Raw genomic sequence first — 17,364 nt, 5'->3', positions numbered from 1 at the left:
TCTGTGTTATACTATCAAAAGTCCAGTTTATGCCACTAAATATTCGCTTGATAGCCACTATTTGCGTTGTTTACACCACTATTTACCATATATGGAAGTATCTATTTCTGATTGTAGACAAATTGCGTAGATAGGGTTATTTTGGAGTGGTTTTCTATTTTGAGTGTCTTTTATATAAGTTCAAAAAGTTAGTGTGCCAGCAGTTCCAGATACCGGCTGTTCGGGCCAGCTTAGTCGTTTGCGGCCGCGGGTGCGAACGGTTCCGTCGCTTCAGCTTCTGACAGGTCAGACACCGGCGACCACTCTAGATCACGCTCGTACTCGAAGGCACGGTGGTCCTGCGTGGGATCGACGACTGTCAACGAGAGCCAGTTGTTGTCGAGTAGGTCTGCCAGTTCCGGGTGTTCAGCGAGGACGCCGTTGACGCGGTCGACCGGAGCGTGGATGACCGTCGAGAGGCGGAGCGGCTGGTGGTACGGGTCGTCGTCGGCCGCCATCAGCGACTGGAGCGGCAGGCCGGTCATCAGGTCGCCGCCGTTGCCCTGGTAGACGCCGACGTTGCCGACGGGGTTGTGGGTCACCTTCGAGCCGCTCCCGTAGACGGCGTTGTCGACCGTCGAGAAGTAGTACTGGGTGTTGATCCACTGCGTGACGACCATCGGGCCGGTGAGTATCGCTTCCAGCGCCTCGCCGTCAGCGTCAGTCGACCAGTCGTAGGAGTGGAGGAACGCGCGGCCGCCGAGGTCGACATCACTCGTCAGTTCGCGGGGGCCGACGACGAAGCCGGCGTTGCCGGCCAGGCCCCACTCGGGGCGGGTCTCGGCCCAGTCGGCGGCGCGGCGCTCCGTCTCGGTGACCCCTGATGAGGTGTCGGCACCCATGGACTCGGCACGCTCGGCGGCCGCGTTCTCGCGGGCAGTGGCGAGGTCGGCGCGCAACTGGTCGAGATCGGCGGCGTGGGTCTCCGGTACGTCGCTGTCGTACAGTTCCACCTCGTCAGTCGTCGTGTTGTGTTCGCCAGCGAGGAAGACGGTGTCTTCGGGGATTTCGAAACCGCGGTCGCGGAGCGCGGCCCTGACCTCGTCGTCGTTGCAGATTTTCGCCAGCACGCGGGCGTTCGGGCCGCCGGGATTTCCGGCACAGGCCCCACAGTCCAGACTCGAATCGTAGGGATTGTTGGTCGTCTCACTGGCATGCCCGGTGAAGACGACGAGGCGGCTGAACGTCTCCCAGCCCATCAGGTCGAACGCGGTGGCGGCGTACTCGACTTTCTCGTCGGTGGTCAGTCCCACCGGCAGGTCACCGGCGTAGGTGTGCTGGTGGTGGACGAGCGGGTCACAGAACTCGTGTTCATCGGGTACCGAGTCGTCGACCGCATCGAACAGGTCATGCACGCGCCCGGGGACGAGCGTGCGGGCTGCGAGCGCGAGGCCGTACCCGCTCCCGGCAGTCTCGACGTAGCCGTAAGCTGTGGCGGCGTTGGCCTCTACCGTTTCGATGATTTCGTCGGCGGTCTCACGGATGCCCGACAAGCGGTCGTGGCTCGCCTGGGTGTCGTCGTCGGTCGGCACGTCGGTGACGTGGTGCTGCGGGTCGAGAATCGGTGGACAGGCATTGACAGACACGTCGGTGTCGTATCCCTGGTACTCCATCGGGATCCCGAAGAAACCGGCGTACCCATGGGTCTCGTAGTCGCCCGCGGCCTCGATGTGACGGCGGATGATCTCCGAGCGCGTGTCGATACAGAAGACCATCTGTGCGTCCGGGCAGCCCGATTTGTCACTGTCGGCGAGCGACTGGCTCTCCGCGGCGACGGTCTCGACGAGGTCGCCGCGGTAGGTCGCCTCCCAGGCGCGCAGGAACGCCCCGGCGAGTTCGGCGGCCGGGTCCGGGTCGATGCTGTCGTTCGAGGGGGCGATATCAGCACCGACGGCATCTAGCAGGGCCAGACGCGCCGCGAGGTACCCCGCCAGTGAAATCGGGTACGCCGACTGCCACACGCCCTCGTCGTCGGCACGCTGCTTGATGAGTCCTGTCCAGCCCGGGAGGGCGGTCAGTTGCTCCTCGAAAACCGGCACCCACTGACTCACCGGGTACGGTGCGAGCACCGCTTCGATGGCCGCAGTCGGCGTTTCGGGCAGATCAGTAATAATTCCCTCGTCGGGGATTTCGCTGTCGTGCTCAGCCACTCCGCGGAAAGCTGTGTAGAATCCCGCTTCGCGGTTCGGCATCGACCAGTGGGCGCTCCCCTCGTCGAGGAACGTCGACAGCCACTTCGTCAGCACCTGGTCGACGCGGTCGGTGGCGGTGTCGGAATCGCCTTTCGAGGCATCGGTCGCTGTGGCCATCCGGTCGAGCAGTACCTCGGGGTCGTTCTCGTAGCCGGCCTCGGAGAGTTCCGCGTCGAGAATCTCCGGGTCTATCTGGCCGTGTTGTAGCGCCGCACGGAACGTCTCCTCGCTGGGGTAGCCACGGCCGCCCAACAGGTCGGCTGCCTGCGTGACTGCCTCACTGAACGGCTGGTCCTCGAACCCCGTGAGGGGGTTTGCTGTCACGAACGAGTGGATGGGCCAGAGGGAGCCGACGGTGGTCGCTGCGGTGTCGATACTGTCGTGGATGGTGGATTCAGTACTCATTGTAGTCCTCCGTAGCAGTGAGCACAGTGTCAGCTGCCGGTTGACCGGCGTTCAGCAGCGCCACGTAGAGGCGCTGGCTGCGCTCGTGAACCCCGGTCTCGATGCCGGTGTAGATGCCGACGAAGACGACGGCGATAATGCCGTGGAGCAGGGTCAGTTCCGTCGTTGCCGGGCTGACAGGCATGAGCCCCGAGACGCCCGTATAGACCGCGGCGTAGATGACGATAGCCGGGAAGAAGACCACTGGGACGGCCCCGTAGCGGGCCGCCGTTGGAAGCGAGGTATGCTGTACGGCGCTACGGGCCGCGTGGAGCGTCGTGAACACCACAAAGAACGTCAGCAGGAGGCCGCTGTCGACCTTCGTCCCTTTCCCCGTCAGCACCGCGAACACTGCGCCGCCGGCGATGCCGGTCAGCAGTGTGACGATGACACCGATGATGCTCGTCGTCGTTCCTACCGTGTGTGGCGTCCCCTCGCTCGGGCTAGTGTGTTCAATTTGGCCGCCGGCACTGAGGAACTGGTAGGCCTTGTAGAAGCCGTGGAGGATGAGGTGGGTAATAGCAGCCCCGAAGAAGCCGAGGCCGGCCTGCATGATCATGAATCCCATCTGGCCGACCGTCGAACAGCCGAGTTTGCCCTTGATGTCAGTCTGGACCGACTTCAGGAGTTTCCCGCCGATGGCGCTTGCACCGCCGACGGCGACGATTGCGAGCATGAGCGCAGGGTCGACAGTGATGACTGGGGCGAAGCGGGTCAACAGGATGCCGCCGGCGTTGACGAATCCAGCGTGCATCAGCGCCGAGGCGGGCGTCGGTGCGGTCATCGAAGAGAGAAGCCAGCCGTGGAACGGGAGCAGAGCGGACTGAATCATCGCTGCGAGCACGAGCGCGCCGGCGGCGACCAGCCACACCGGGCCACCGAGTGCGTCGGCAGCCGCCGTAATTCCGGTGACTGTGGTCGCATCGGTCGTCCACCACAGCGCCGTTAGCGCGACGGCGAGAAGCGCGCTGCTGGCGATGAAGTACTTGCGGGCGACCGTCGCAGCCGCCTGTGCCTGGTCCCAGCCGCCGACGATTCCGATGAGTTTCGCCATCAGCAGCCCCATCGCGAGCCACAGCGCCCCGAACAGGGCAAGGTGGTCAGCCGCGACCAGTCCCATCACGACCACCGTGAAACCGAATACGGTGGCGAAAAAGCCCGTTTTGAGGCGGCTGCCTGCCAGGTAGCGGCGCGAGTAGCTGTGAACGATACCGCTGAAGAAGGTGGCGACCACCCACATCAGGACGGTCAGCCCATCGACAGCAACAACGCCGGGTATCTCCCACGCGACTCCGGTTCGGACCCGAACGGCAAGCACAGCAATGCTCGCGGCAAACATCGACCACACGAGCCATGTGAGTGCGACGGGTACGAGCGGCGAGTCAGCCGTCGTGTCCGGGAGTGATCCAACCGTCTTCGGTGAGTTGTGTCCTGACATCGTTTTTCGTGACTGATCACGGCAATCACGGAATGTGATTGACCAGTTCCGGTTGTCTTCATCCCTAGTGCGAACGGACTGATTATTAAATCCTTCTATACTACCAATTTGTTCCTAAAATAGTAGATTATAGAACATTATGTTTTTGTGGTTGAAGCTCGGTCGAGAACCACCGCCAGGGGAGTAAGCGGGTACCTCGCGGCCTGTGCTGGCAACACCGTTCGATTACGAGTCCGCTGTACACACGTACACAGATTCGACTATGAGGGACCGAGTGAGTATTGAGATGGAGCGATATTACCAAACTGTTCGGAGAGGCTGCTCAGGAAATCAGATCGTTGCCGGGCATGAGACGGTTACTCTCATACCCTGTCTGACCGCGTCGTCCCGGGCACGCAGGTGTCCAGAGCGTAACCCTGTGGTCGCGGCGGCGTCGTCAGCTAGCTACCGTTTTCGGAATCGAACTTACCGAAAGGCGTCGTCTCATGGCTCCGAACGAGTACTTCGTCGGCCACTGTCAGACCCATATCGAGGAGTGCCTGCGCAACGGGCGTGATATCGCTATCCGATTCGCCGACAGCCGTCACGAGGAGATTCTCCTCGCCGGTGACCAGTTCCTGTACCGATACCACACCGTCTATATCCAGAATTTTCGGGATTAAATCGCCTCGCTCGGGAATCGACGCAGTGCAGTAAAGCAGCATCCGGAGCGGATAGCCCGCCTGCTGATAGTCGACGTCAGCGCTGTAGCCCTTAATCACCTCGCTGGACTCGAGATGGTTAATGCGCTTGCGGACGGTGCTGTCGGACGTATCGGTTCGCTCTGCGATGTCCCCGGACGACATGTTTCGAGCATCCTCCTGTAATGCGTACAGGATTGCCCTGTCCACGTCGTCGATTTCCTCGTCAGCCATACTAGTGTGTCCACAGCAAGGACACTTTACTGTTGTACGTTCCCCCGATCCGCTGTTGTGGCTGTCAGCGGTAGCAGCGAGGTCTCGAACGCGCCAGCCGCAGCTTGTGAATAGATGCAGCATGTCTCAGGGTGGATAACAGCGGGGAAGTTGCGCTCTCGACGAGCATACGTGACACGGACTGCCGGGACAACCGACCGGAGTCCGTGACGGCGGCCAGTTTTCAGGCGCGCCTAAATTCCGAAGCAGTTATATATTTTTAGGTGGGCCTAACAATCATGTCGAGAGATGATACAAACCACAAGTCCCCGACTAGACGTGACTACATGAAGTATGGTGGCGCGGTGATAGGTGGGGGGTTGTTGGCGGGCTGTGTTGGTCAATCCGACTCCAAGTCAACTCCGAGCGAGCGAGGCACAGGCGACGGGTCGACCTCAATGGCCGAACCAACCACGGCTGATGACGGGTACTTGGTTACAATGTCGCCAATGGGAACCGTCGAGTTCGAAACGGTCCCCCAGAGTGTGTTCACGATACTGGGCCACCACGTAGACATGCTGGTCGCGCTTGGGCGAGGCGACGCGATCAACGCGATGCACGCGCCTGAATACCACCAATCGCTGTATCAGAAGTTCCTCCACCGACTGGAGGGAGTCTCAATCGACTGGGATGACCTGTACTCTTCGTGGCCGCCGTCGAAAGAGAAACTGTACGAACTCGATAGCGATGTCCATATAGCGGACCCAGCGAAGGTTGCGACGGCCGAGGGATGGGACGACAGTAGCCTCGAAGAGATAGGCTCGAACGTCGGCCCGTGGTTCGGGAACACGCTCAGCGGCACTCATCAGAAACCGCCATCAGGCTGGGCTGATGCGTACGAATACTATACGCTCTGGGAGATCTTCGGAAAGATCGCGCAGGTGTTCCGAGAGAGCGACCGGTACGAGGCACTCACATCGGTCCGCGAATCGATGCTGCAGACTATCAGAGCGGGCCTGCCCCCGGAACAGGAGCGGCCGAGCGCGGCCATGGTCCTGTTCTCCACATCCGACGAGAAAATATGGGGGTACAAAATGAACCATCCGGGCTACTACGCTGCCCACACCCGCCCGCTGGGTGCTACCGATGCGTTAGCCGACGCCGTTGGTGACGAGTACGGCGACGACGGGCGGAATATCACGCTCGACTCCGAACTGCTTCTCGACGCCGACCCGGACGTGTTACTCGTCCTCGGGCCGATGACGGGGTACCACAATCTCGACGACATTCGGTCACAACTGGCAGACGACGAGGTACTGAGAAAGATAACTGCCGTCCAAGAGGGGCGGATATACGCTCAAGGTGCCCGTCGGCAGGGTCCGATCCTGAACCTGTTTCAGACTGAAATGACCGCGAAACAACTGTACCCCGACCAGTTCGGTGAGTGGCCGGGCTACGTCGACGGCGAGCCATACCCCGAACTCCCCGTCGAGGAACAGCTGTTTGACCGCCAGCGTGTCGCTGACGTAATCACGGGTGAGGGACAGTGACTGACCCCGGTAGACCGGCGCTTGAACAGCCGACACGCAGAGATTATATCAAGGGAGCCGGGCTGATTGCGGGCGGCAGTTTGCTCGCCGGGTGTTCGAGCAACTCCGCCACGGACTCTACCGCGACTGAGCCAACGGAGACAACCGAGACCCCAACAGCGACTGAGACTGAATCATACACTGTCAATATGGAGCCGGTGGGCGACGTTACGTTCCAGACGGTTCCCGAGCGATGGCTCCCCTACGGTGGCACTTACGCCGATATGGGCGTGGCACTCGGGCAGGCCGATGGCCTCACAGGTATCGGCGGGGCGGACCGCTACTACACGTACGTCTACGATGAGCTTCCCGGTGTGTCCGTCGACCAGGAGACGATTGACGCGAATCCGGAGGTCCGAACGAAAGAGGAGTTTTACGAACTCGACAGCGACGTGCACCTCTATGACCCAGGGATGCTCATCAACTGGTTCGACTGGGCGCAGTCGGACGTCGACGAAATCGCCGAAAACGTCGCTCCGTTCATCGGGAATCTGATCTTCCGTCGCTCCGACGAGTGGCACGACTACCGGTACTACACCCTGTATCAAGCCTTCGAGAAGGTTGCTGAGGTCTTCCAAGAACAGGCTCGGTACGAGGCGTTCAAACAGCTACACGACGACTTTATCGCGGACCTGCAGAGTCAGCTCCCGCCAGCTGAGGAGCGTCCGAACGTCCTCCTTACGTTCGAGGGCACCGACGAACCGGAGTCGTTCTCGCCCTATCGGCTGAACGACAACGGCACGAGCAAGAAGCAGTGGCGTGATCTCGGCGTCACCGACGCGCTTGCCGGAACCGATATCGAGAACCTCAGCACAACCAATCGGGGCGAGTACGACTACGAAACGCTTCTCTCAGTCGATCCGGACGTTATCCTCGTCCGCGGCCACGAGCGAAAATCTGCGACCGAGTTCCGGGAGACCGTTCTACAGTTTATGCAGGACCACAGCGTCGGGAGCCAACTGACCGCGGTACAGAACGGACGCGTGTATCGCGGTGGCTACCTCCGACAGGGTCCGATTCACAATTTCTTCCTGACAGAACGGGCGGCCCAACAACTCTATCCCGATATCTTCGGCGACGTGACCTCCGACACCGAACTCTTCGACCGGGAGCGAATCGCCGATATCGTCACGGGTGAGTTCGAATGAGTGGCCCGGACGGAGCAACGTTCGAACGACCGACGCGGAGAGAAGTCGTGAAAGGCGGTGGTACACTCGCCCTCGGTGGACTACTCGCCGGATGTTTGGGCAACAGCAGTCAGGAATCTTCGGAAGCTGGGACCGGTGACTGGGCCACGGATACCGAACCGAGCGCTACCGGGCCAGCGACTTCCGACGGAACGTATTCGGTGACGATGGAGCCAGTCGGAACCGTCGAGTTCGAAACTGTGCCCGAGACAATCGCCCCCTTCACCGCGGACTACATCGATATGCTGGTCGCGCTCGGTCACGGCGACGCAGTACAATCAATCTGGTACCGTGGACGGTACAAGACGCTGCACTACGAGGAACTCGATGGAGTGTCTATAGACCTCAACGCCCTCACACAGCTCTGGAGCGACGGCGTCTCGAAGGAGGCGTTCTACGAGATGGACGCGGATCTGCATCTCATCGATCCGCACGCACTGACACACTGGCTCAAAGCATGGGAACAGTCCGACCTCACGGAAGTCCGGGAGAACGTCGCTCCGTTTATCGGAAACCTCGTTTTCCGACGGACTGACGACTGGCACAACTACCGGTACTACAGCCTGTACGAGGCTTTCGAGAAGGTGGCTGAGATGGTTCAGGAACAGGCGCGCTTCGAGGCGATCCGTTCAATCCATGCCGAGCTAGCCGAAACGGTGCAGGCTCGGCTCCCGGCACCAGAGGAGCGACCGAACGCCGCGCTCATGTTCGCCGGCGAGGAGCCGGAAGCGTTCACGCCGTATCGGATCAGCGGGAACGGGGCCAACAAGGAACACTTCCAAACGCTCGGAATTGCCGACGCGTTCTCCGACACCGGAATCGAGGGGTACTCCGGCTCGGAGTCGCTCGATTACGAAGCGTTGCTGGAGATAGATCCAGACTCACTCCTGCTGCGATACCATCGCGAGGGGAAGACCCGTGAGGAGTTCGAGAACTCAGTGCTCGCCCATATGAAAGAGCACGAAGTGGGCAGCCGGTTGAGGGCCGTCCAGAACGACAGGGTGTTTCGCGGCGGTCCGATCTACACCGGCCCGTTGCACAACCTATTCATGATCGAACGGTACGCGAAGCGCTACTTCCCCGAGACGTTCACAGAGGCGCAGTTGTTCGACCGAGAACGCCTCGCGAGGATTATTACAGAAGGAGTTGCCGAGTGAGAGACAGGTCCGTGCCACCGCGACACCCGCTCTCAGAGGAGTAGGTGGATGTCCCCGTCGCGGTGGAAGCGGGTCGTATAGCTGAATACAAATAATTACTATAATTATAGTAAACTCATAGCAGCTTCTATTTACCCCGGCAGCGAAGCTCAGTGCTGATGACTGAAGTGACAGCAGCGACCGATACGCGCGGCCTCGAAACCGTGCTACTCGCGGTCGGTAGCCGCGACGACGCCCGAGTCGACACGCTCGTCGATGCCGTTACTGAAGTCACGGTGCCGACAGACGCGACAGTAATCATCGCACATGTGTTCGATCCGGACTCGTACCGGGAGGCGGTAGAGCAACTGCTCGAAACGCCAGACGAAAACATCGACCCGGACGAGCTGGCCGCACAGATGTCGGTCACCCAGGAGATCATCGACGAGCTGGAAGCCGAGTCGGTGACGACTGTCCCCCGTGCGACGACTGGGACGAGTGGGGAAGGTATCGTTTCCATCGCGAGAGACGTGTCCGCCGACCGCGTGATTGTCGGCGGGCGGCAGCGCTCTCCGGCGGGGAAGGCTATCTTCGGGAGCACGGCTCAGGAGGTGATGTTGAACGCCCCGTGCCCGGTTACGTTCGTTCGCGACCGATGACCGGGCAGACTGCGTTCCGGGCCTTACCCGACGCCGCCCGCTCCCAGTGGCTTCGCCGTGGTACGAAAAGACATGGAAAGACTTTTACACAGATTCGAGTTCATTTTTACACGGATGTCCACAGCCACCATACGGAACGTCCTCAGCGGTGACGGCGACCGGTTCGTCTACGTCGTCTCCGCGTTAGCCGCGCTGAACGGACTGTTGTTCGGGTTCGACACCGGGATCATCTCGGGCGCGTTCCTGTTCATCCAGGACTCGTTCGTCATGTCGCCGCTCGTCGAGGGAATCATCGTCAGTGGTGCGATGGCCGGGGCCGCGGCCGGTGCGGCCGTCGGCGGCCAGTTAGCCGACCGCCTCGGTCGCCGCCGCCTCATCCTCATCGCGGCCATCGTGTTCTTCGTCGGGTCGTTCACGATGGCTGTCGCGCCGAACGTCCCCGTCCTCGTCGCCGGTCGGCTTATCGACGGCGTCGCTATCGGTTTCGCGTCGATTGTCGGCCCGCTGTACATCTCCGAAATCGCGCCGCCCAGGATTCGCGGCGGGCTCACCTCCCTCAATCAGCTCATGGTGACCACCGGAATCCTCCTCTCGTATTTCGTCAACTACGCGTTCGCCGACGCGGGCGCGTGGCGCTGGATGCTCGGTGCCGGGATGGTCCCAGCCGTCGTCCTCGCTATCGGCATTCTGAAGATGCCCGAAAGCCCACGCTGGCTCTTCGAGCACGGACGGAAAGACGAGGCGAGAGCCGTCCTCAAGCGGACGCGGTCCGGCGGCGTCGAGGAAGAACTCGGTGATATCGAGGAGACCGTCGAGACACAGTCCGAAACCGGCGTCCGGGACCTGCTGGCTCCGTGGCTCCGCCCAGCGCTCGTGGTCGGGCTCGGACTCGCCGTGTTCCAGCAGATCACCGGCATCAACGCGGTCATTTACTACGCCCCGACGATTCTCGAATCCACCGGGCTGGGAAACGTGGCCTCAATCCTTGCGACAGTCGGTATCGGAACGATCAACGTGGTGATGACCATCGTGGCGATCCTGCTCGTCGACCGTGTCGGTCGTCGCCGACTGCTCCTCGTCGGTGTCGGCGGGATGGTCGCGACGCTCGCCGTCCTCGGTACTGTGTTCTACCTTCCCGGTCTCGGCGGGGGCCTCGGCGTCATCGCCACGATCAGTCTGATGCTGTTCGTGTCTTTCTTCGCAATCGGTCTCGGCCCGGTCTTCTGGCTCCTGATCTCTGAGATATACCCGCTTTCCGTTCGCGGGTCGGCGATGGGTGTCGTCACCGTCGCCAACTGGGGTGCGAATCTCCTCGTGTCGCTGACCTTCCCCGTCCTGACTGACGGTGTCGGAACCTCTGCGACGTTCTGGCTGTTCGGCCTCTGCAGCCTCGTAGGGTTGTTGTTCGTTTACCGCTACGTCCCCGAAACCAAGGGCCGGACGCTGGAGGCAATCGAAGACGACCTCCGGCAGAACATCTCGCTGGCTGACTGAGTCGACCATCGGAACGGCGGGCGGGTCCACCGCTCCCGCTTTTTACACCCCGAGGCGGTCTAACGCGCTGTCGAGCCTCGGGAGTCCGTCGTCGCCGAAAAACCGGACGTTCTCCAGGGCGTGGAAGGCGATATACACGTCGCGCCGTTCGTCGAAGTACCGCTCGGAGATATTGCGGTGGCGGCGGTACTCATCGTAGAACGCAGCGCCGATCGAGTCCAGTCGGTCGACGTACGCCAGGTCTACTTCAGCGTGGCCGAAATATATCGCTGGATCGAGGACGGCCCGAACGGTTCCGTCAGCCACGACAACGTTTCCGGGGTGGATGTCGCCGTGCAGCAGCGACGGCGTGGCCGGCTCGACGAGACGAGTATCGAGCGTTTCCGCCAGTCGCTGCACCCGGTCGAACTCGGTGGCTGGCAGAGCCCCAGCGTCCCGCGCAGTCCTTGCGAACGGGAGAAGCCGTCGCTCGCGGAAGAAGTCGATCCACGACTCGGTCCACGGGTTCGACTGGCTGAACGGCCCCGAAAGGGTATCGAACGGAAAGCCGAACGCGTCAGCCGAGACGTCGTGGAGAGACGCGACGTGGCGCGCGAGGTCGCGTTCGGCCCGTTCACCGAATCGGCCGTCTCCGCGGACGAACGACAGCACGAGCAGTTCCGGTTCGACGTGGAGGACGTCCGGAACGGGGAGCGGCGTGTCACGGTCGAGGTACTGAAGCATTGCCGCCTCGATTCCGAGCGGCGAGTCGTCGACTTTCACCGCCACGTCAGGACGGTCGCGAAACGTCACACGGTAGACCGACCCGACTTCCCCGCCGTCGAGTGCCGTCGCGCTTTGAGCGTCGGCGTCCAGTACGCTCGAAACCCGTTGTCGCACTGTCGCCGTCATCTGTTCCGCGCCCGTCTCCTCGTCCATATTCGGCATACGATAAGGCGTCCAATAGGTCTGTTTGTCTTCTGCCTCGGTAGCGAAAACAAAGCCATCCGAACCTCACTGCAGACTCCGATTACAGGCAGCACTCGAAACGAGTGGTGACGCTACACGGATCGGTCGGTGCTGTCACCGAACTGCACGACGAGGCGTTCCGTGGCGAGAGCGTACACTGTCATCTCTGTCCCCTTCTCCGAGTACCACGTTTCGGCGGGTTCGATAAGGTCAGCTTCACAGAGACGGTCGAGGTGATAGGAGACGCTCTGGAGCGAGCGGTCGACTGCATCGGCGATATCCGACGCGGTCCGCGGTTCGTTCCTGACCGCCCCCAGTATCTCCTGAGCAGCCTCAGACGAGAGAATCTGAAGGACGTCAGTCGGTTCGGTACCGTTGACTACGACGTTCGTCTGCTCTCGGGGTGCATAGTCAACTGGCGGGTGATGGGGGAAGACGCTTGCCATGGATTGTAGGGAGGGTATTGACGTTCGCTTCTGTTTGTTCGGCTCAATCCGAACAAACCAATCAAACAATTTAATACTTACGGAATAAATAGCCTGAGGTATGACGCAGCAGGACACGCGGCAAACAGGGCAGCCAGTTCGGATGCATGAGTGATGACGACAGCGCGGTCGCACGCGAACGCGTCATCGAATCGATGGAGCAATCGGCCGAGGTGTACGGCCTCAGCCGAAGCGCCGGGCGCATCTACGGCGTGCTGTACTTCGCATCGGACCCCCTCTCCATCCCAGAACTCGTCGAAGAAACCGGCTACGCGAAATCGACGGTGAGTAACGTCACACGGACGCTGTCGCGTATCGGGCTCATCCACCGCAGGCGTCTGCAGGGGGCGGCAGACGAGTCCGGTTCGAGGCCGAACGTGAGGTCTGGTTCATCCTGCAGGACGTGTTCCAGCAGTACATCCAACGGGAAGTCCAGACGACGCTCAGGACCATCCGCCGGGCGGAAGAGCAGGTATCAGCAGAGACTCGCGAGCAAGAGCGCGTTCGAAATCTCCGTGAAACGTACGAAGACCTGGAGGAGATCGTACAGCTCGCGTCGGAGTACTCCGCCGCAGAACTCCGCGAGGCGCTCGAGTCCTACGAGCGGTAGTCACCGCGTTACCAGTAGACGGTGTACGTACACGTATCGTCACCGTTCCGACGACACGTCTGACCCGTTTCTTCGATGAACACGAACGCGCCGACCGGCGCGTATTGCTGGGCGACACCCCGGATGAGGCCACGGTCGAACGGGCACGGATACGGGTTCTCACACGTCACCTCGCCGGTCCGCTCGCCCACGGATTCGAAGCGATAGTGCCCGATATCCCCGCCACGGTGATTGCGCTGGTAGGCCTCGTCTATCGACTGGAGCCCCTCCGGAACAGAATCGAAATCGTTCGGCCAGTCAGCGACACGCGGGATCTGTTCGCCGAGTCGGTCGAGGACGTGCGGTTGCAGGTCGTCGGCAATCGTCTCGAACGCGTTCAGCCAGGCCTGTTGTGGGTACCACTCGTCGGCCGCCGGGTCGGTGATTCCCTCCGCATCGAGCGCCGTTAGCGCTCGTTCCCGGTACTCGTCTGAGAACTTCCCCATCGCCTCCTCGACTATCGTGAGTACCGTTTGCCCGTTGATTTCGACGGCTGGGTCAAACGCCTCGTAGGATGCCATTCTGTCCGGTAGTTCGCGGGGAAGGAAATAAAAACCGGCCATACACGCGGCGAATGTGGCACTTTCAGCCCGTCGAGGGGAAGACAACCGCAGTTTTCTGCTCTACTGCCTGCAGTCCCAGTCTCTACAGCGCTTAGTCTTCACTCTTAGACGGGTCGCCGAGGGCTGGCGGCTCCATACAGACCGTACACGACAGCCCTGCCGTTACGACGCGTCCTGTGACTGTCCGCTACGTTCAGTACGGGCGTCGGTGACCCACGCCGGTCGATTCACTGTCGTCTCGCCCGAATCGAACTCGAAGGAGAGGTCGTATGTTTCCGGTGCCTTCCCTGCCAGTCTGCCCAAGGCGAGTTCTGCATACGTCCCCGCGGACTTCGTCAGGTCCCACGTAACTGTCGCGGAGCGAACGTCAGTCGTGTCACCGACTGTTCGCACTGTCCCCGTAGCCCCGGTGACGTGGTACGTTTCCCGCCCCTCGTACCAGCCGTTTTTCGGCTTGTAGACGGTCGCTGCCTGAGCGGCGTCGGCTTCCCGTTCGTATTCGACGAGGTACAGGCTCCTGACGACTACCGACGCCGCGCCCGAGACATCGTCCGCCACATCCTCTGACTCCTGCTTGAGGATGAACGTGACGGCCCCGTCAGTCCGGGTCTCCTGAAGGAGTTCCCGATCGGTATCGCTCTGGATCTGCTCTCGCCGGCGGTCGGTACTGCCGTCGTCGTCGACGACGATACGACTGTAGACCGGGTCGCCCGGCGACGCCTGATACTGTTCGGTTCGGACATCACCCTCGTCAATGAACAGGTAGCGGCCGCCGTCAGCGGTCACAGCGCCCTCGAATTCGAGCGCTGTTTCACTATCCGCGACAATCGCTCCCGACGCCCGGTATTCATCGGACTCGGGAACGGTAAACCGTTCGTCGACCGGGTTTTCCGCGTGTGGGCTCGCAGTACTGAACGGATACACGGCAGCGAAGACAAGCGCGAGACAGCATAGCGCTAGCACACCGTTCAGTAGTCTCGCGGTACGGCGGTCCATATCCGAGTACCAATACTGACCAACAAAAGCGATTCGGAAACCGGGACTTGGACTCCGAGTTTGTCGCTACTTCTTCGGGAGGGTCGCGATGAACTCGTTCGGCCCGATGCGGTCGACAGTGTAGCCCTCGGCGTCGAACGATTGTCGCTCCGCGGCCATCTGGTGATAGAGCGGCGTCGGCTTGTGGTCGTTGACAATCGTCAGTGCCTCTCCGCTGTCCAGTTCCTCGAACGCGTCGAAGATCTTCGGGTGTCGCTTCGGCGGTGGAATCTCTCGGAGATCGAGTTGCTGTTCTGCCATACGATCTATCGGTCGCTAGCTGCCGTAGAGAGCCTTTGTGCGAATATATTCAGCGCGGGAATCCGGCAGTGACGACACAGAGCCCGCATTCGGTTACGTCGACCGCGTTACCGATACATTTCGGTGGCTTGTGTCCGATTCGTCGTCACGGACAGCTGTTTTGCAGTTCACGCCTGTTGATACCGCGTCGCCCACTTCGGTAACGACCGACGGTAAAGGCCGACGCCGACAGCGCCCAGGACGCCACCAGACCCACCGAGCGCGGCAAGCAGGGGCCCGGACAGCGGTGAGATGGCGAACCCGGCGATGAGGATTGGGACCAGCGGGAGGACCATTGCCGCGCCGAAAACAGCGAACAGGGCCGTGTCGAAGAGGAACTCGTTCGGAGAGAGGCCGGTGAGGTACACGGTGGTGCCGAAGATGTAGCAGGCGACACCGACGAGCAGGACGGCCCCGACGACCGCCTCGGCGACCGGCCCGCCACGCCAGGCCAGTGCGAGTCCGTAGAACGCGAGTCCGACCAGCGGGCCGAGCAGGAGGAACGCCCGGAACTTCCCCGCGAAAACGGCGTTCACAGAGAGGGGATGGGCGAAGTACAGGGTAACGTCGTCGGATTGCGTGAGCCAGTTATACGTCGTAAATCCCGAGAGCCCGAGAATCGCACCGAACGAGATTCCGGTCGACGGTGGCACGCCCGTTATCTGGCCGGCGAAATCGACCAGCGCGGCGGTGACACCGAACAGCACCGCCGCCGAGAAAAGGACCTTCCCGAACCCGCCTGCGCTCCGGTGGATGTCGAGCAGGCTCTTGGTCGCAACTGGGTCACCGATCCGTCGCCACCACCGGCGGAAGGCCGGTTCGACTGTTCGAGCGGAGCGAGGCGCGGTCGCGTCAAAGGTGAGCGCCCCGAGCAGAAAGACGCCGAGGATGACGGTCGCTGTCGCGCCGACCCGCAGGGGAGTCTGAGCGAGAAACAGGCCGTAGGGGGTGTAGGAGACGACATCGACACTGCCGGCCAGCGCTGCACCGACTGCGACGAGTGGGGCCGCGAGTAGTGCCAGACCGGGAACGCCGCGGCCGGTGAGACCGAGGGCCGCAATCGTCGTTCCCATCCCGAGGACGAACGTCAGTGCCAGGGTCATCCACAGAAGGGAGACAGTCGTAGCGACGAGGAGAGGCCCGGCGACGCCATGGACTGCAAGCACCGTTCCCAGAGAGATCGGCAGCAGAAACAGCACTGCGTAGTAGACACTGTCCTTGACGACGAACAGCCCCAGCAACGTGTTCTGCGACAGCGGGAGCGTGCGGGCAGAGAACACCAGCAGCGTCACGTCACCGAGGAGGTTCCGGAGGGCATCCCGTCCCACAAATCCGAGAGACCCCGTGTGGAGACCGAAGACGAACACCAGTGCGTGGAGCCCGGCGAACACGGTTTTCGGTTCGGTCCCGGTAACAGCGAGAAGCTTGGCTGCGCCGCCAACGAGCAGGCAGATGAACACCGGAAACAGGGAGAAGTGACTGCCGCGGAAGAGCCGGCTGTGGAGTCGCCACTCCTCGCGGAGCATCTCGACGAACACCCTGCGCGCCCGACCGTCACTCATGTGTCAGCGGGTTGGCTCCCCGGTCCACTGTTGCGTCGACGTTGTCCAGAAACACGTCGAGGAGCGTTACATCGGCGTCGAGTTCCGCCGGACGGACGTCGGCGACGAGGTCGCCGCCGTACATGATGCCGACCCGCGAACAGAGTTCGGCGGCGACGTCTACGTCGTGTGTGGTGACGACGATTGTGTTGCCGTCGTCCCGGTAGGAGCGCAGGAAGCGCTTGACCCGCTCCTGAACGATCGGGTCGAGGTTCGCCAGCGGTTCGTCGATGAACACGACGGCTGGCTCGTGGAAGAACGCGCCGGCGATCATCACTTTCTGCTGTTGGCCCCGCGAAAGGTCCGATGACAGTGTATCGAGTTTCTCGGTAAAGCCGAGACGGTCGGCCCACGACTCGGTCTGCTCGGTCACCGCGTCGTCGGGCATATCCCGGATAGCACCGACGAAGTCGAAGTACTCGCGCGGCGTCATGAAACTCGGTGGTGACTCCTTCTCCGGGAGGATTCCCGCTCGTTCGCGGACCGCTGTTGGCTGCGTCGCCGGGTCGACACCGAGTACCGACACCTGTCCACCGTCCGGACTGAGCTGTCCGGTGAGTATCTCCATCGTCGTGGTCTTGCCAGCGCCGTTCGGCCCGAGCAACCCGAAAAACTCGCCGTCGTCGATGCTGAGCGAGAGGTCCGGTATCGCAGTCACGTCGCCGTACGACTTCCTGAGCGACTCGATCTCGATTGCTGTCACGGCGTTCTG

At 61.6% G+C, this 17,364-nt stretch carries 15 protein-coding genes and 1 pseudogene; 6 read left to right on the top strand and 10 right to left on the bottom strand.

The features are described 5' to 3' along the window. Nucleotides 1-230: 230 nt before the first annotated feature. The 3 genes from GJ630_RS00550 to GJ630_RS00540 form a co-directional block, all read right to left on the bottom strand. The gene (locus GJ630_RS00550; RefSeq protein WP_191449112.1) at nucleotides 231-2,636 is read right to left on the bottom strand and encodes a DUF2309 domain-containing protein; all 2,406 of its coding nucleotides are present in this window, start codon (nucleotides 2,634-2,636) and stop codon (nucleotides 231-233) included. After that, on the bottom strand, nucleotides 2,626-4,113 hold the full coding sequence (locus tag GJ630_RS00545; RefSeq protein WP_146417798.1) for a proton-conducting transporter membrane subunit: 1,488 nt from the start codon (nucleotides 4,111-4,113) through the stop codon (nucleotides 2,626-2,628). Before GJ630_RS00545 ends, GJ630_RS00550 begins: the two co-directional genes overlap by 11 nt. A 440-nt stretch (nucleotides 4,114-4,553) precedes the next feature. Then, nucleotides 4,554-5,027: an Lrp/AsnC family transcriptional regulator gene (locus tag GJ630_RS00540; RefSeq protein ID WP_014031125.1), complete on the bottom strand. Its 474-nt coding sequence runs from the start codon at nucleotides 5,025-5,027 to the stop codon at nucleotides 4,554-4,556. 278 nt (nucleotides 5,028-5,305) lie between these two features. On the opposite strand from GJ630_RS00540, the gene GJ630_RS00535 reads away from it, so the two are divergent. The 5 genes from GJ630_RS00535 (at nucleotide 5,306) to GJ630_RS00515 (ending at nucleotide 11,071) form a co-directional block, all read left to right on the top strand. Next, nucleotides 5,306-6,556 carry an ABC transporter substrate-binding protein gene (locus GJ630_RS00535; RefSeq protein WP_369802699.1) on the top strand — a complete coding sequence of 417 codons (1,251 nt, stop codon included), beginning with the start codon at nucleotides 5,306-5,308 and terminating at the stop codon, nucleotides 6,554-6,556. Next, nucleotides 6,553-7,743 carry an ABC transporter substrate-binding protein gene (locus GJ630_RS00530; RefSeq protein ID WP_151147592.1) on the top strand — a complete coding sequence of 397 codons (1,191 nt, stop codon included), beginning with the start codon at nucleotides 6,553-6,555 and terminating at the stop codon, nucleotides 7,741-7,743. The genes GJ630_RS00535 and GJ630_RS00530 overlap by 4 nt, the downstream gene beginning before the upstream one ends. After that, complete coding sequence (locus GJ630_RS00525; RefSeq protein ID WP_151147589.1) at nucleotides 7,740-8,939, top strand: ABC transporter substrate-binding protein; 1,200 nt, start codon at nucleotides 7,740-7,742, stop codon at nucleotides 8,937-8,939. The genes GJ630_RS00530 and GJ630_RS00525 overlap by 4 nt, the downstream gene beginning before the upstream one ends. Before the next feature lie 158 nt (nucleotides 8,940-9,097). After that, complete coding sequence (locus GJ630_RS00520; protein ID WP_050038338.1) at nucleotides 9,098-9,577, top strand: universal stress protein; 480 nt, start codon at nucleotides 9,098-9,100, stop codon at nucleotides 9,575-9,577. A 114-nt stretch (nucleotides 9,578-9,691) separates the two neighbouring features. Further along, complete coding sequence (locus tag GJ630_RS00515) at nucleotides 9,692-11,071, top strand: sugar porter family MFS transporter (protein ID WP_191449111.1); 1,380 nt, start codon at nucleotides 9,692-9,694, stop codon at nucleotides 11,069-11,071. Between the two features lie 42 nt (nucleotides 11,072-11,113). On the opposite strand, the gene GJ630_RS00510 is transcribed toward GJ630_RS00515, so the two are convergent. Together GJ630_RS00510 and GJ630_RS00505 are read right to left on the bottom strand one after the other, a co-directional pair. Further along, nucleotides 11,114-11,989 carry a fructosamine kinase family protein gene (locus tag GJ630_RS00510; RefSeq protein WP_044952795.1) on the bottom strand — a complete coding sequence of 292 codons (876 nt, stop codon included), beginning with the start codon at nucleotides 11,987-11,989 and terminating at the stop codon, nucleotides 11,114-11,116. Nucleotides 11,990-12,111: 122 nt separating this feature from the next. Further along, nucleotides 12,112-12,465 carry a transcriptional regulator gene (locus tag GJ630_RS00505; protein WP_014031118.1) on the bottom strand — a complete coding sequence of 118 codons (354 nt, stop codon included), beginning with the start codon at nucleotides 12,463-12,465 and terminating at the stop codon, nucleotides 12,112-12,114. A 146-nt stretch (nucleotides 12,466-12,611) separates the two neighbouring features. On the opposite strand from GJ630_RS00505, the pseudogene GJ630_RS00500 reads away from it, so the two are divergent. Beyond that, a pseudogene (locus GJ630_RS00500) lies at nucleotides 12,612-13,114 on the top strand (GbsR/MarR family transcriptional regulator). Nucleotides 13,115-13,122: 8 nt separating this feature from the next. Here GJ630_RS00500 and GJ630_RS00495 read toward each other — a convergent pair. From GJ630_RS00495 to GJ630_RS00475, 5 genes are all read right to left on the bottom strand, one after another. After that, nucleotides 13,123-13,674: a hypothetical protein gene (locus tag GJ630_RS00495; RefSeq protein ID WP_014031116.1), complete on the bottom strand. Its 552-nt coding sequence runs from the start codon at nucleotides 13,672-13,674 to the stop codon at nucleotides 13,123-13,125. Between the two features lie 204 nt (nucleotides 13,675-13,878). Beyond that, a complete protein-coding gene (locus tag GJ630_RS00490; protein ID WP_014031115.1) occupies nucleotides 13,879-14,712 on the bottom strand; it encodes a hypothetical protein in 834 nt (277 codons plus the stop codon). 66 nt (nucleotides 14,713-14,778) lie between these two features. Continuing rightward, on the bottom strand, nucleotides 14,779-15,012 hold the full coding sequence (locus GJ630_RS00485) for a DUF2249 domain-containing protein (protein WP_014031114.1): 234 nt from the start codon (nucleotides 15,010-15,012) through the stop codon (nucleotides 14,779-14,781). A 167-nt stretch (nucleotides 15,013-15,179) separates the two neighbouring features. Beyond that, on the bottom strand, nucleotides 15,180-16,613 hold the full coding sequence (locus GJ630_RS00480; RefSeq protein ID WP_050006924.1) for a hypothetical protein: 1,434 nt from the start codon (nucleotides 16,611-16,613) through the stop codon (nucleotides 15,180-15,182). Continuing rightward, nucleotides 16,606-17,355 (bottom strand): ABC transporter ATP-binding protein, encoded by a 750-nt coding sequence (locus tag GJ630_RS00475; protein WP_014031112.1) that lies wholly within the window; start codon nucleotides 17,353-17,355, stop codon nucleotides 16,606-16,608. Before GJ630_RS00475 ends, GJ630_RS00480 begins: the two co-directional genes overlap by 8 nt. Nucleotides 17,356-17,364 lie beyond the last annotated feature (9 nt).

The organism is Haloarcula sp. CBA1122 (genome assembly GCF_009741785.1).
Taxonomy (GTDB): Archaea; Halobacteriota; Halobacteria; order Halobacteriales; family Haloarculaceae; genus Haloarcula; species Haloarcula hispanica.
This window is presented reverse-complemented; position numbering and strand designations above follow the sequence as displayed.